This is a genomic window from uncultured Cloacibacillus sp., assembly GCF_963926575.1.
Lineage (GTDB): Bacteria > Synergistota > Synergistia > Synergistales > Synergistaceae > Caccocola > Caccocola faecigallinarum.
On the sequence record NZ_CAWUXW010000002.1, the window covers coordinates 413,585 to 427,740 of the forward strand.

Annotated in this window: 11 protein-coding genes; 3 read left to right on the plus strand and 8 right to left on the minus strand. The window is 61.0% G+C overall.

Going from position 1 to position 14,156, the window contains the following annotated elements; genetic code table 11:
* Positions 1-459: 459 nt before the first annotated feature.
* Together ABGT66_RS04825 and ABGT66_RS04830 are read right to left on the minus strand one after the other, a co-directional pair.
* Positions 460-1,395 carry a 2-dehydropantoate 2-reductase gene (locus ABGT66_RS04825; RefSeq protein ID WP_346689186.1) on the minus strand — a complete coding sequence of 312 codons (936 nt, stop codon included), beginning with the start codon at positions 1,393-1,395 and terminating at the stop codon, positions 460-462.
* A gap of 105 nt (positions 1,396-1,500) precedes the next feature.
* Positions 1,501-2,448: a ketopantoate reductase family protein gene (locus ABGT66_RS04830; RefSeq protein WP_346689188.1), complete on the minus strand. Its 948-nt coding sequence runs from the start codon at positions 2,446-2,448 to the stop codon at positions 1,501-1,503.
* A 155-nt stretch (positions 2,449-2,603) separates the two neighbouring features.
* On the opposite strand from ABGT66_RS04830, the gene amrA reads away from it, so the two are divergent.
* Complete coding sequence (gene amrA / locus ABGT66_RS04835; RefSeq protein WP_346689189.1) at positions 2,604-3,992, plus strand: AmmeMemoRadiSam system protein A; 1,389 nt, start codon at positions 2,604-2,606, stop codon at positions 3,990-3,992.
* Positions 3,985-4,812 carry an AmmeMemoRadiSam system radical SAM enzyme gene (amrS, locus tag ABGT66_RS04840; protein ID WP_346689261.1) on the plus strand — a complete coding sequence of 276 codons (828 nt, stop codon included), beginning with the start codon at positions 3,985-3,987 and terminating at the stop codon, positions 4,810-4,812. The genes amrA and amrS overlap by 8 nt, the downstream gene beginning before the upstream one ends.
* A 157-nt stretch (positions 4,813-4,969) precedes the next feature.
* Here amrS and ABGT66_RS04845 read toward each other — a convergent pair whose 3' ends face one another.
* The 3 genes from ABGT66_RS04845 to ABGT66_RS04855 all read right to left on the minus strand — a co-directional run bounded on the left by ABGT66_RS04845 (position 4,970) and on the right by ABGT66_RS04855 (position 7,985).
* Positions 4,970-5,098, minus strand: a complete 129-nt coding sequence (locus tag ABGT66_RS04845; protein WP_294194258.1) for a hypothetical protein — start codon at positions 5,096-5,098, stop codon at positions 4,970-4,972.
* A gap of 198 nt (positions 5,099-5,296) precedes the next feature.
* Complete coding sequence (locus ABGT66_RS04850; RefSeq protein WP_346689191.1) at positions 5,297-5,446, minus strand: hypothetical protein; 150 nt, start codon at positions 5,444-5,446, stop codon at positions 5,297-5,299.
* Between the two features lie 358 nt (positions 5,447-5,804).
* A complete protein-coding gene (locus tag ABGT66_RS04855; RefSeq protein WP_346689192.1) occupies positions 5,805-7,985 on the minus strand; it encodes a mechanosensitive ion channel domain-containing protein in 2,181 nt (726 codons plus the stop codon).
* Between the two features lie 98 nt (positions 7,986-8,083).
* Here ABGT66_RS04855 and ABGT66_RS04860 point away from each other — a divergent pair, with 98 nt between their 5' ends.
* The gene (locus ABGT66_RS04860; RefSeq protein ID WP_346689193.1) at positions 8,084-8,992 is read left to right on the plus strand and encodes a LysR family transcriptional regulator; all 909 of its coding nucleotides are present in this window, start codon (positions 8,084-8,086) and stop codon (positions 8,990-8,992) included.
* A gap of 137 nt (positions 8,993-9,129) precedes the next feature.
* On the opposite strand, the gene ABGT66_RS04865 is transcribed toward ABGT66_RS04860, so the two are convergent.
* The 3 genes from ABGT66_RS04865 to typA form a co-directional block, all read right to left on the minus strand.
* Positions 9,130-10,620, minus strand: a complete 1,491-nt coding sequence (locus ABGT66_RS04865; protein ID WP_346689195.1) for an ATP-grasp domain-containing protein — start codon at positions 10,618-10,620, stop codon at positions 9,130-9,132.
* Positions 10,621-10,719: 99 nt separating this feature from the next.
* Positions 10,720-12,012, minus strand: a complete 1,293-nt coding sequence (locus ABGT66_RS04870; protein WP_346689196.1) for an ATP-binding protein — start codon at positions 12,010-12,012, stop codon at positions 10,720-10,722.
* A 3-nt stretch (positions 12,013-12,015) separates the two neighbouring features.
* The gene (typA, locus tag ABGT66_RS04875) at positions 12,016-13,908 is read right to left on the minus strand and encodes a translational GTPase TypA (RefSeq protein ID WP_346689198.1); all 1,893 of its coding nucleotides are present in this window, start codon (positions 13,906-13,908) and stop codon (positions 12,016-12,018) included.
* Positions 13,909-14,156 lie beyond the last annotated feature (248 nt).

The following is a 14,156-nucleotide window of genomic DNA, read 5'->3' on the forward strand; positions in this document are numbered from 1 at the left end:
CGTTACGTGTTGAAAGCCGCTAGATGCCGCGTCGGAGCGCGGCATGACGAGAATGACGTATTGCTTGCTAAGTTTAGTCACTATATAGTCACTTAACTACACAACAAAAACTATGTCATGCCAGCAATGCTTCTGCGCCCGAAGGTGCGGGGCGGGCCCGCTGGCATCTCCGTCGCTTATCGTTAGAGGCAGAAACGAAGCGTATAAGGCACTATCTCGTCTCTAGCGTTCTAGGATGGAGGCTCCCGTGCAGGAACATCACGGGACAGGTTCTGACCAGAAAATTGTCAGAGCGACATAATGTTTTGTTGTTTAGTTAATTGACTATAAACAAACAAATTACAGCGTACTCATAAAAATACCGCTTCATCGAGCGCGCGCCGAAAGAGATCCTCGACGCGGCGCTTGAAGCGGTGTTCTCTGAAATCGAAATTTTCAGCGCCGACTGAAATTCCGGCCCTACAGCCTGAACGACTCCTCGCGCGCGCGAATCAGCCTCAGATATAATTCGTTGACAGGCGCAGCGAAGCCGTGTTCGCGCGCTATAGCGGCGACGGTTTCCGCAAACGCGTCGACCTCCGTCACGCGGCGCGCGTCTACGTCCTGAAGCATCGAAGTCTTGCCGTCGGGCGACAGCATGTCCATCGTGCGGAAAATCTCGTCTATTTCCGCCTCGCCGAGCTCCACTCCCGCAGCCGCGCGCGCCGCCGCCGCGGCCTCCTCCATCGCAGAACGCATCAGCGAACGAGCCTCCTTCGAGCGCTGCATCAGCCCGTAATTGAAGCCGAGTACCGCGGAGGTCTGGTTCAGCCCGCAGTTCATCATAAATTTCTTCCACAGGCTTTTTATCATATCCTCGGGGATTTCGTACTCGATGCGCGAACGTTTGAAAAACTCCTCGACTGCGAGCACGTTATCCGACAGCCGTCCGGGCTCGTTGCGCGCGTCGCCGAAGACGATCCAGCCCTCGTTGCCGCAGACAGTCTCCGAGCCGCGGCGCGTGGCGTCGAGCTTTATAGCGTAGGAATATACGACATTATCCGCGCCGAAGCGCTCCGCCAGCCGCTTCTCGCTCGTCACGCCGTTGAGCGGCGAGATTATCACCGTATCAGGCCCGACGAAGGCCGCCGCCTGCCCGGCAGCCTCCGAAAGCTGCCCGTTCTTCACAGAGACGAAGAGCAGCCCCGCAGGCGTGCCGTCCTGCGGCTCAACCACGTCGAACATGTAGCGCCTGCCGTTGTAAACAATCCCGCCGGCCCGCAGCCGCGCCGCGCGTTCCCCCGCGGCAATCACGCGTATACGGCACTCCGGGAAATTATCCGCGACGCTCGTAAGATAAGCCGCGCCGACGGCCCCGAGGCCGATCAGCGCGACGTCCGTAATCGCCTTTGCCACCTCAAATATCGCCCTTTCTCTGCTTTTCCTACAAATTCCGCGCGTCTCTTAAACGTGCGGAGCGAATTTCCCGCGCGCCGAACCGTTCCCGTCCGGGACGCGGGACTATCCCCTTTCAACAGCGCGGTTTATCGCGAATATCTCTTCTTTCGCGCGTATCATCTGGAGGAACATGGAATTCACTGGCACGGCGATGTCGTGCTTTTTCGCAAGGGCTACGACGGTGCCGGCGAAGGCGTCCACCTCAGTCATGCGCCCGGCCTCTATGTCCTGGAACATCGACGTTTTCCCGTTGGGCGCTACGGTGTTCAGCAGCGCGCGGTAACATTCGTATATTTCGGCGTCGCCGAGAGGAACGCCTTCCGCGCGCGCGACGGCCGCGGCCTCTTCCATGCTCGCCTTGACGAGGCCGCCCGCCGTGCGCGAACGGTTCATCATGCCGTAGGTAAAGCCGAGCGCAGCCGAGACCTGGTTCACGCCGCAGTTCATCATAAATTTGCGCCAGAGGCTTTTTTTCATGTCGGCTGGAATTTCGTAGTTTATCCCGGCGCGGCGGAAGAAATCTTCAACCGCCTCGACGTTCTCCGAGTAACGCCCCGGGGCGTTGGCCGCGTCGCCGAATGTTATGCGTTCCGCCCCCTTTGAGACGAATCCGTCGCCGGAGCGTTCCGCGTCTATCATTGCGTAGGAGTAAAGCACTTTTTCCTCGCCGAACCGCTCCCCAAGTATCTTCTCGCTCGATACTCCGTTGAGCGGGGCTATTATCACGGTATCCGGCCCGACGAACTTAGCCGCGTCGCTTATCGCCTCACCGAGCTGAGTGTTCTTGACGGCTATAAAAAGCAGCTCCGCCGGCGCGTCGTCCGCCCCAGCAAGCGCGACCGCGTATTTTTTGCCGTTGTGAGTCAGCCCCTTCTCTTCATATCTGCGGGCCCTTTCGCCGTAAGCGACCGCGCGCGCGGCCTCCGGCGAAATATTGTCGCACACCTTGGCGAAAAACGCCGAGCCTACCGCCCCGAGCCCCGCGAATACAACTTTGTCGATCCTTTTCATCTGCACCATCCTCGTCTGTTTTCTGCGGCGCTTCCGCCGCCTTAGTCCTTTTCAATTATATAACATACATGCCGGCAAGACGCCCGGGCATAACTGCTGGTGTATAATCCAGACGGGCATAGACTTTGTATGGGCATGATAGGAGGTATGACGCAATGGGAATACCGGCGGGGATAATGGTTCCGCACCCTCCGCTCATCGTTCCGGCGGTGGGGCGCGGCGAAGAGCGCGTGATCGCGGCGACGGTTGGTGCTTACGAGCGGGCGGCGGCTTTCGTCATGAGTTTCGCACCGGAGACTCTGATCGTCGTCTCGCCGCACACGGCGATGTACGCGGATTATTTCCACGTTTCGCCGGGTGCTGGAGCGTCTGGTAATTTCGCGCAGTTCGGCGCGCCGCAGGAAGCTTTCGACGCAGCCTACGACGCAGAGTTCGTGCGCGAGCTTGAGGCCGCGGCGAAAGAGTCCGGCTTTCCGGCGGGGACTCTGGGCGAACGCGACAAACGGCTCGACCACGGCGTGACGGTGCCGCTTTATTTCATTTCGCGCGCTGCGGGCGAACTGCCGAAGATCGTGCGCGTAGGGCTCTCGGGGCTGCCTCTTACGGAGCATTATAAATTCGGGCGGCTCATCGCGGAGACTGCAGAGAAGCTCGGGCGGCGCGCCGCCGTCGTAGCGAGCGGGGACCTGTCGCACAAGCTGAAGGCGGACGGCCCTTACGGTTTCTCGCCGGACGGCCCCGCGTACGACGGGCGCGTCATGGACGTAATGGCGCGCGCGGCCTTCGGCGAGCTTTTCGATTTCTCAGAGGATTTCTGCGACAGCGCCGCGGAGTGCGGACACCGTTCTTTCGTCATAATGGCTGGAGCTTTCGACGGACGCTCCGTGCGCGCGACGAGACTGTCCTACGAAGGGCCTTTCGGCGTCGGCTACGGCGTCTGCGCCTTCGAGGGCGGCGTGCGCGAAGATTCGCGCCGTTTTCTTGAGAGTTACGAGGAGAAGGAAAAGGCTCGCCTCGCGCGGATAAGGGCCGCCGAGGACGAATACGTGCGCCTCGCGCGCGCCTCCGTCGAGCACTACGTGCGCACAGGCCGCCGCCTTGAAATGCCGGACGGCCTGCCCGGCGATATGACGCGCCGCCGCGCCGGGGTCTTCGTCTCGCTTCACGAGGACGGGCGGCTGCGCGGCTGCATCGGCACGATAGCGCCCGTCACGCCGTGCATTGCGCGGGAAATCATCGACAACGGCGTCAGCGCCTCGTCGCGCGACCCGCGATTCAATCCGGTCGAGCCGGAGGAGCTGGACAAACTCGTCTACAGCGTGGACGTGCTCGAGCCTCCGGAGACGATAAGCTCGCCCTCGCAGCTCGACGTGAAAAAATACGGCGTCATCGTCACGAAGGGCGGACGCCGCGGCCTGCTGCTGCCGAACCTCGACGGCGTGAACAGCGTGGACGAGCAGATAGCGATAGCGAAGCAGAAGGCCGGCATCGCGCAGGGCGAGGAAGTCGAGCTCGAACGTTTCGAGGTGACGCGCCATTTCTAGCGTAGTCTGCCCAGTCTGCTTCCATCATTGCCGCCTCGAGGAAGGCCAGACCGGCCTCTGCCGCGCGCGGAAGAACGCCGGAGGCCGCGTCGTGTGCCTCAACTACGGGCGCGTGACCTCCGCGGCGCTCGACCCGATAGAGAAGAAGCCGCTCGCACGCTTTTACCCCGGCTCGATGATTCTCTCGGTGGGCAGCTTCGGCTGCAACCTGAACTGCCCTTTCTGCCAGAATTACGAAATCGCGGGAGCGGGCGAGGATTTTCCGTCGGAGAGCGTCACGCCGCGCCGCCTCGCGGAGCTTGCCGAAGGGCTCAAAACGCGCGGAAACATCGGCCTCGCCTACACCTACAACGAGCCTCTAGTCGGCTGGGAGTTCGTGCGCGACTGCGCCGCAGAAATTCGAGCGCGCGGCATGAAGAACGTGTTCGTCACGAACGGCACAGCCGAGCCGGAGATTCAGCGCGAGCTGCTGCCGCTCATCGACGCATACAACATCGACCTCAAAGGCTTCACGGAGGAATGGTACAAAAAGCTCGGCGGAGACCTCGAAACGGTGAAGAGCTTCATCGCCGCGGCCGCCGGCGCGGCGCACGTGGAGCTGACGACGCTGATAGTCCCCGGCGAAAACGACGGCGAGGACGAGATGCGCGCGCTTTCGTCGTGGATCGCCTCGCTCGACAGGAGGATTCCGCTGCACGTCACGCGCTTCTTCCCGCGGCGGCTCATGACCGGCAGGCCGCCGACGCCGAAGGAGACGCTCTTCCGCCTCGCGGAAATTGCGCGCGAGAAGCTCGAAACTGTAATAGTCGGAAACGTGTAGAAAATATAAAAACGCGGCGCAAGTCAGTACGCCGCGTTTTTTGAGGAATGCAGGCCCTTCGCCTTGAGCTCTGCTTTTATGGCGCGGCGGGGTCGTGAGCCGCCGCGCGGGACGAAGCGCGCGCTTGGAACGCGCTTTCGTGGATCGTCTTCGTTTATTAGAAGCGCTTCGCCGCGGCGCCGGCGTGCTTCGCACCGGCCATCTCCGCGCAGATGTCGCGCATCTCCATCACGAACGCGAAAACAAGGCTTCCAGCCGCTATGAACATCTCTGCAAATACCGTCATTGAAATGACCCCCTTGGCGTTGCCGCCGAAATTTCTTTTATATGAGGAACGGCCGTCCCTGACAGTCGTTATATTACCAGCGCGCCAAGGATTAGTAAAACGACAAAAATTAATTTTTTACATGAAATTTATTCATGTCATAAGGGCATAAAAAATACGGCCTTTCGGCCGCATTTTTCTTCCTAGGGAGGAAATTTATCAGCAAGACGCCTTTCCGGCTTCCAGCTCGGAAACCGCAGAAGCATCCGTTGACTGCCAAACTTCTTTCTTCGTCATAACAAGCGCGAACGCGGTCGAAACCGCCGCGGTAACAGCCATCGTAGCAAGAAGAATCATATCGCCGCCCATTTTCGTCCAGCCCCTTCCTATCCTTGTTGTCGCAATGAATTATAGTAGTGGGCTTCGGCGCGCGTAAAACAAAAAAAATTTCTATTTTAGGATGTTTACGCAGAATTACGGACGTTCGCAAAGCCGCGCGGATTCAAGGTCCGCGGCATGAACTTATGGCGCACGCGCTCAATTTATGTAAGTTTTAGATATTATGGGCGCGCAGCACGAATTGCGGAATTTTTATATACTTATACTTAGCTTCGATAATTTAACAGCTTCTTCATGTAATTATAAAACGCGGCGCGCGTTCGGCCCGAGGGCGCAAAAAACGCGCGGCGGCCCAAAGCTTGAGCCGCCGCGCACGTTTTACGCAAATTTACCTATCGCCGCCGTCGCTTCGCATGTGTACGTCGACCTGCGGGTAGGGCATCTCTATGCCGTTTTCGCGGAAGGCTTCGAGGATGCGCAGCCGCAGCTCGCTCTTGACGCTCGACTCGATCGTGCGGCTCAGGTCGATGAAGAAGTATGCCGTTATCTGTATGCCGCTGTCCTCGAACTCCGAGACGACGGTGCGGAAGGGCGGCGTCTTGAGTATGCTCTTGTTCTCGCTCAGTATCGTGCGTATCAGCGCCATCGCCTTCTCGACGTCGGACTCGTAGTCGATCGAGACCTCGAGGTCGTAGCGCGAGATGGAGTTGTTGAGCGTGAGGTTCAGCACGGAGCTGTCGAGCATTTTGCTGTTCGGGATTATCAGGTGGCGCGTCTGCTGGCATATCAGCACGGTGTTCTGCAGCGTTATCTCGGAGACTATGCCGTAGGTGCCGCCGATTATGACCTCGTCGCCGATGCGTATCTTCTTCTGGAAGAAGAGCAGGATGCCCGCTATCATGTCGCCCATCAGCTTCTGCATGCCGAGGCCTATAGCGATGGCGGCCGCGCCGCCCATGAAGGCGAAGGCCGTCAGCGGTATGCGCAGCGTCCAGAGCGTGAGCAGGAAGGAGAATATCACGCCGGCGTAGAATACGAGGTTCTGCACGAGTATCAGACTGTGCTTGCTGAGCGTGCCGGCCTTTTCAAAATGCTTCTTCGCGCGCGCCGATGCGAAGCGCGTTGCGAAAAATCCCGCGAAGAACAGCAATACGGCGAGCAGCAGCTTTTTCAGCGTGATCGGGTAGTCGCCTATGCTCCACATCTCCATGTTGAGCAGGCCGCCGAAGTTCTGCGCCCAGAGGTCTTGGAGCTTCTCGTCCGCGCCGCTCTCGCCGAGCGCGCGCTCCGTCTCCCCCTGGAGGGTCTCGAACTGGTCGAGCATCGCGCCGAGCGCGACGATGTATGACAGATAGCGCTGCTTCTGCGCCGCGAGCTCGCGCATGAAGCGGTTCTTCGTATCCTCGTCCTGCTGCGAAGGCTCGGGCGCTATGGTCGCGCAGCGGCGCTGCACCTCCTGCTCCGCGGCGCGTATCATTTGGAGGTTGTTGTTCGCGTCGTTGATGCGCGTCTCGGCATAGGTTATGAGGCTCTTCGTCAGCTCCAGCGTCTCGCGGTTCTCCTGGAAGCTCGTGCGCTCGAGCAGCAGGTCGTAGGTCGAGCGCCACGCAAGGCGCGTCGCCGACCAGAGCTTTATCATGTCGAGGACGTAGACGGCCTCGTCCGAGGCGAGGCGGCGGCCCGTGGCGTTGCAGTAGCGTTCGAGCGGCGTCAGCTCCATGTCGTCGCGGCGCGCGTCGTCCATCTCCTTGAATCTCTCGTTGAGCCTTTCGAGAGTGTCGCGCAGCGCGCGCTCGTGGCGGAATACGAAGGAGTTAAGGTAGTCGAAGCCGCCGCTCTCCTTCGATATGTTCGCGCGCACGCGCTTTATCAGCGGGTCGAGAAGGTCGAGCTTCGCCTCCACCTCCGCCGTCTGGCTCCGCGAGATGTTGAAGGAGTGCTCGTAATAGGTGAGCTGCGTCAGGCAGAGCTCGAGGCGCGCCTTCTGCACGTTGAGCTCGAAGTTGTGCTTCAGCCGTTCCTCAGCGGAGACGGAGCTGTGCGCGGAAAGCAGACGGTAGCTCTTCTCCGCCGCCGTCTTTTTCTCGCGCAGCTCGATCATCTTCGCGCGCGCCGTGTCTATGTCGCGGCGCAGGTCCTCCAGCTCGCGGCGGCAGTTCGATACGTCCTCGCAGATGTCGAGATAGAAGATAAACGGATAGGGCGGGTTCTGCCGCGAAAGCGCCGTTATGCGTCCGTCGTCGAGCAGGAAGGTGTTCCGCACCTCGCCCTCGTTCTGTATGAAGTAGAGGCTGTTGTAGGCGTCCACGAGGTCGACGAGCGCGAACTCGTATTCGAGCACGTCGGATATCTTCAGGCCGTACTGCCGCGCGAAGCCCTCCTCCGTCTCCTGGATGCGGCGGATCTCCTTGCGCAGCTCCTCGGCGCGCGAGAGCGGGTCCGTCTGATATTTCGCGAAGTCGTCGAGAATCGAGGCGAGCGTCGCGCCGCGCGCCGGGGCGCAGAGCGCGAGCGCGCAGAGGAAAATTACAAAAAACGCCGCGGACTTCCGAAAAATTCTACACTTCATGCTCTCTCCCCCAGACTGAGACGGGAATATATGCGGTGGCTTCTCCGCTCATATTATATAATCAGTGCGAAAAATCTGAAAAGAAGGCGGCGCGTGCGATGGACGCAAGAAAATACGAAGTCATCATAAAGGCCGCGGAATGCGGCAACCTCACGAGGGCCGGCGAAGATTTCGGCTACACGCAGTCCGGCGTGAGCCACATGATAAAGGCCGTCGAGACGGAGTTCGGCTTCCGCATATTCCTGCGCGGGCGCGGCGGCGTGACGCTAACGGAGGAGGGCTCGCGCGTGCTGCCCTACCTGCGCGAGATAGTCAAGTGGAACGAGCGGCTGACGCAGACCGTGAGCTCGCTGAGCGGCCTCATCACAGGAACGCTGCGCATAGGCTCCTTCTCAAGCATCGCGGCGCACTGGCTGCCGCAGATAATCAAACGCTTCCAGAGCGACTACCCGAACATAAAAATAGAGATTACCGAGGGCGGCACCGACGCGCTCGAAGCGGCGCTCGAGGAGGGCGCGGCGGACCTCGCGCTCATGACCTGCCAGCCGGGGCGCGGCTTCGAGCACTACGCGCTCTACTCCGACCCGTTCCTCGCGATACTGCCGCCGGAGCACCCGCTCGCCACGCGCGGCGAATTCCCGCTCGAAGCCTTCAACGGCGAGGACTTCGTCATCGTCACGCACAGCTACGACTACGCGACGAGCCGCATACTCGAAGAACATTCGCTGACGCCGAACATAAAATTCACCTCGCGCGACGAGAGGACGATTTTCTCGATGGTCGAAAACGGCCTCGGCGTCAGCATACTGCCCGAGCTCGTGCTGCGCGGCTGGTCCGGCCGCGCCGTCACGCTCCCGCTGAAGCCCGGCGTGACGCGCGAGCTCGCGATATGCCTGCCCTCGTTCGCCGAAGCGTCCCCCGCCTGCAAACGATTCGTCGCCTACGTCAAGAAAATGGTCGCGCGCGACGGCAGCGTGCGCGAGCTGCCCGAGGGCGAAAAGCCGTAAGGAGACGGAAACGGGCCGGAGCGCGAAGCCCCGGCCCGCCTCCGCGCGAAAATATAAAAAATCCGCCGCCTCGCGGGGTTTTCCGTGCGAGGCGGCGGCGTTTTTAATTTTGCGGGAGTTTGTCGTGTCCGCGCTCGTTACGCGCGTATCCACTTTTCCGTATCGCCGGAGCTTTCGGCGGCGGTCAGGCCGAAGGCGGGCAGGAGCATCGAGAGCGCGCGGCGTGTCTCCGGCGCCGCGCCGTTTATGATGAGCGCGCCGTCCGCGCCGGTTTCCCTTGACGCTTCGCCGAGAGCCTCTATCATCGAGGTCCACGCCGTTTTTCCGCCGCCGCGCAGGATCTGCCTCTCTTCGCAGCCGCGGCGAAGCGCCGCGCGCGGCTCGTCGAGCATGAGCTCTTCGCGCCCGAAGAGATATTCGAAGCCCTCTTCTTCAAGCTTCAGCAGCGCCTCGTAGTCGCGGCGCAGGCTTTTTTCGTCTCCGCAGAGGTAAAGCTCGCCCGGGAGCGAGGCGAGGTCTATCGTCTCGCGCAGCTCGCGTTTGCTCTCGAAGGGCGAGAGGTCGGCTACGCGCACCGTCCCGACGTATTTCAGTATGTTTTTCAGCGGCGCGCTCGCTACGTCCGTCATGCTTACCTTGCTGCGCAGGCACATAATCATCAGCGATTTGAGCGTGCCGTAGGGCTTTTCCATGCGCGCGCGCAGCTTCTCGGGCTCGAGCGCGGAGTCGAGCGCGAGGTCCACGATTCTGTGGCCCGTCGCCTCATGGAACACGTCGATGTCGAGTATCGAGCCCATCGGGCGCGCGCCGGCCTCGATGAGGCGCGGCCCCTTCGGCGTAATCATCGCCTCGGTGTGCGACGGGCCGTACTCGAAGCCGAGCGCGTCGAGGCATGACTTCACGTATTCGAAGAGCTCGCGCTCCTCCGCCGTCGGCTCGGAGACGAGCAGCGCGTGGTCGTAGGCGTTGCCGCGGTCGGCTATCTTTATCTTGCGGTAGCGCCACATGTCCGTGAGGTAGTGCCGCCCGCCGCATGAGACGGTGTTGACTATGTATTCCGTTCCCGCGGCGTATTCCTGCACGAGCGCCTCGCGGCATGGCTGGCCGAAGAGGTCCTCGGAGCGGAGCAGCCGCGCGCAGCGTTCGCGCAGCTCGTCCATCGAGCCGCAGATGCTGACGCCGAGGCTGCCCGCGCCTTCGAGCGGCTTTATGACGACGGGCCACGAATCTATCTCGCGCGCCGCGGCGAGCGCCTCGTCCGGATTTTTTACTCTGCGCGAAATGAGCGACGGGACGCCAGCGCGTTCGACCGCCGCGGCCATCGCGTATTTGTCGCGGCACACGGCGCTCGTCGCGGGGTCGTTGCCGGGCAGCCCGGCTTTGCTCGCGAGCAAGTCGCAGAGCGCGACGCCTACCTCCGAGCCAGCGACTATCGCTTCGGGACGGAATTTCTCAAGCAGCGCCGTCCCGTCTTTTTCGTCGTCGTCCAGATAATATACGTGCTCGGTGTACTGTCTCAGATATTTTTCGACCGAGGCGCGGAAAGAGCACGACGGGCGTGCAGCCGCGCTCCGCCGCCTCGCGGACGTAGTAACGGCCCGACGATATGGCCTCAACCACAAAGACATATTTCATCCAAATCTCTCCAAACCTTGCAAAGCTTCCCAAACTTGTCAATTATAAATAAAAAACGCCCCCGTGAGGAGGCGTCCGCAAATTTTTTCGTATTACTTGCCCGCGAGCCCCGCGAGGTGCTCTACGTACTGCCGCGCGCTGCGGCCCGAGAAGCCGCCGTGCTTCAGCTCCCAGCGTATCGCGCCCTTCTCGAACTCCTCGCTCTGTGCGTCTATGCCGTACTGGGCGGCGAGGCGGCGCGCGATGTCGAGGTACTGCTCCTGCTCGGGCGAGAAGTAGCGTATCATGAGGCCGAAGCGGTCGACGAGCGACATCTTTTCCTGCATCGTCTCGGATTCGTGCATGTCGTCGGACTTGTCGTCGCGGTCGCTCCACGTCTCCTTCATGAGGTGGCGGCGGTTCGATGTCGCGTAGATGAGCACGTTGTCGGGACGTTTCTCGAGGCCGCCTTCGATGAAGGCCTTGAGGAATTTGTATTCGACCTCGAACTGCTCGAACGAGAGGTCGTCCATGAATATAACGAACTTGTAGTTGCGCCACTTGACGGCGTCGAGCACGGCCTCGAAGTCGGCCATCTGGTGCTTGTAGAGCTCGATCATGCGCAGGCCGCGCGGCGCGTATTCGTTGAGCAGCGCCTTTATCGACGAGGATTTTCCCGTGCCACCCTCGCCGTAGAGCAGGACGTTGTTCGCGGGCCGTCCCTCGAGGAAGGCGACAGTGTTGTCGATGAGCGCGCGCTTCTGCTCCTCGTAGCCGAAGAGCTTGTCGAAGGTGATGTCCTCGAGCGGCGCGGCGGGGACTATCTCGCGCGCCTTGTCGTCCCAGCGGAAGCCGTTGTAGAGCGCGAACCTGCCCGCGCCGTGCGCGTGGTAGAAGTCCGTGACGGCCTTGTAAAGCTCCGCGGGCGAAGCGGCCTTCTCCATCGACGCGGCGAGCTCCGCGATGACCGCGCCCGCGGTCCTCTCAAGCGAGGGCGCGCCGCAGGCGGAGGGCTTGAAATCTTTGCCGAAGCGCCGCAGCATGTTGACATTCATCCGCTTTTCGAGCTTCGCGTAATCGTATTTCAAATAAAAGTAAAGCTGCTCCATGTCCTGCATCGCGAGGCCGTCCATCGTGCCGCCGGAGGCATCGCGGCGCTCGTGCGCGAGCGAGAAGGGGTTCTCCGCCTCGGCGAAGAGCTTCGCGAGCCACGCCGTCCAGACGTTTCCGCCAATTCCGGCGCGCTCCGCGTAGCAGGCGAGCTGCGCAGCGCTGTTGCTGAACCACTCGGCGCTGTCGGCGCGGTCCGCGTCGTCGAAGCTTCCGAAGCTCTCAAGAATGCTCGTAAAGCAGCTGTAAACCTCGTCCTGCTCGAAGCTGCGGAAAGGCACAAGCTCGTACAGCATCGCCTAATCCTCGTCGTCGTCGCGGATGCCGGCCTGGATGCGCGCCTTCTTGCGCTGGTCGGCGTCGAGAATCATCTTGCGTATGCGGACGGAGAGCGGCGTCACCTCGACGAGTTCGTCGTCGCTTATCCATTCGAGCGCGGAGTCCACCGTGACCGTGCGCGGAACGTCGAGCACCGTCATCATGTCCTTAGTCGCGGAGCGGTGGTTGGTCTGCTGCTTGCGCTTGCATGGGTTGCAGGGGATGTCCTTGCCGCGCGAGGCCTCGCCGACGACCTGCCCGTTGTATATCGGGTCGCCCGGCTTGATGAAGAGCGTGCCGCGCTCCTGTAAATTTTCAAGAGCGTAGCTCGTCGCGGTGCCGGTGTCCATGCTGACGAGCGAGCCGCGCGAGCGCGCGTTTATCTCGCCGACCCATTCGCCGTAGCCGACGAAGCGCGAGGCGAGGATGCCGAGGCCGCGCGTGTCGGTGAGGAACTCGCCGCGGTAGCCGATGAGGCCGCGCGTCGGGATCTTGAACTCGAGGCGCAGGACGCCCGTGCCGCTGTTTTCCATATTTTTAAGCTCGCCCTTGCGCTGCGCGAGCTTCTGAATGACGACGCCCTGATATTCCTCGGGCACGTCGATAATAAGCTCCTCCATAGGCTCAAGCGTCTTCCCGTTCTCGTCGTGCTGCACGATGACCTCGGGACGCGAGACGCATATCTCCGAGCCCTCGCGGCGGATTTCTTCTATAAGTATACCGAGATGCAGCTCGCCGCGGCCCGAGACCTTTATGCCGTCGGGGCGGCCGAGGTCCTCCATGCGCAGCGCGGGGTCGGTCTTGGTCTCGCGCTCGATGCGCGCCTTGAGCTGGCGCAGAGTAATCGCGTTGCCGTCCTGGCTCGCGAAGGGGCTCGTGTTGACGATGAAGAACATCGACACGGTCGGCTCCTCGATGTCGAGCGGCGGCATCACGGCGTCGGGCGTCTCGGGCGAGCTCATAGTATCGCCCAAATCTATATTCGCGGGGCCGGTGAACCAGACGATGTCGCCGGCTCCGGCCTCTTCGACCTCGGCGCGGTCGAGCCCCTTCGTAACGTAAAGGTGCGTGCAGGTCGAGGTGTCGGTCGACACTACCTCCCAGTCCGTCTGCTCGTAATCCTTCCAGCGCGTGTGCGTGCGCAGGATTTTGTCGCCCTTTTTCAGCGTTCCCTGGAGAATTCTGCCGCAGCCGATGCGTCCGAGATACTCGCTCCACGAGAGCGTGCAGACCTGCATCAGGAACGGCTTGTCCATCTCGGCCTTCGGCGCGGGCACGCGCTCGATTATCGCCTTGAACAGGTCGTCCATGCCGGGCTGCGAATTTTCCTCGCGCTTTGAAAGGTCGTCGACGAACCAGCCCTGGAGCCCCGAGCCGTAAAGCACCGCGAAGTCGCACTGCTCCTCCGTCGCGCCGAGCTCGATGAAGAGGTCGAAGGTCTTGTCGAGCGCCGCAGCGGGGTCGGCGTTCGGGCGGTCTACCTTATTTATAATGACTATCGGACGCAGTCCGAGCTTCAGCGCGCGCATAAGCACGTAGCGCGTCTGCGGCATCGGCCCCTCGTTCGCGTCGACAAGCAGCAGCACAGAATCAACCATCGAAAGCACGCGCTCGACCTCGCCGGAGAAATCCGCGTGGCCCGGCGTGTCGACGATGTTGATTTTGTAACCGCCCCACTCGACCGTGCAGTGCTTCGCCTTAATCGTGATTCCGCGCTCGCGCTCGATGTTGCCAGCGTCCATGACGCGCTCCTCCATCACCTGATTGTCGCGGAAAAGGTGCGCCGCCTTGAAAATGCCGTCGATGAGCGTCGTCTTGCCGTGGTCTATGTGCGCTATAATCGCTATATTGCGTATCTTAGAAGAGTCCTGCATCCTACAAATTCCTCACATTCAATATGCCCGCAGGCATTGATTTTAAGCCGACGATTCTGCTAGCCAATATAGAATATTAGCACCGAATGGCGGAAATTGTCCAGAATTTGCGCGCAAGACGAAGCGCCGGCTGAAGCGTATATTTCACGCGCCCGTTGAAAACCGCCGTTTCTCCCAATACATGAAACACCGCCATGCTTATGAACTCTCCGAGGATACGGCTAACTCCGCGCTGACGCGCGGAGCTT

Bases quoted from the DNA above. Each gene is read 5' to 3' on its own strand.
- ABGT66_RS04855 (WP_346689192.1), bottom strand. From the start codon at position 7,985: ATGAAGTGTAGAATTTTTCGGAAGTCCGCGGCGTTTTTTGTAATTTTC.
- ABGT66_RS04870 (WP_346689196.1), bottom strand. From the start codon at position 12,012: ATGCTGTACGAGCTTGTGCCTTTCCGCAGCTTCGAGCAGGACGAGGTT.
- typA (WP_346689198.1), bottom strand. From the start codon at position 13,908: ATGCAGGACTCTTCTAAGATACGCAATATAGCGATTATAGCGCACATA.
- ABGT66_RS04865 (WP_346689195.1), bottom strand. From the start codon at position 10,620: ATGTCTTTGTGGTTGAGGCCATATCGTCGGGCCGTTACTACGTCCGCG.
- amrA (WP_346689189.1), top strand. From the start codon at position 2,604: ATGGGAATACCGGCGGGGATAATGGTTCCGCACCCTCCGCTCATCGTT.
- ABGT66_RS04830 (WP_346689188.1), bottom strand. From the start codon at position 2,448: ATGAAAAGGATCGACAAAGTTGTATTCGCGGGGCTCGGGGCGGTAGGC.
- ABGT66_RS04850 (WP_346689191.1), bottom strand. From the start codon at position 5,446: ATGGGCGGCGATATGATTCTTCTTGCTACGATGGCTGTTACCGCGGCG.
- ABGT66_RS04845 (WP_294194258.1), bottom strand. From the start codon at position 5,098: ATGACGGTATTTGCAGAGATGTTCATAGCGGCTGGAAGCCTTGTTTTC.
- ABGT66_RS04860 (WP_346689193.1), top strand. From the start codon at position 8,084: ATGGACGCAAGAAAATACGAAGTCATCATAAAGGCCGCGGAATGCGGC.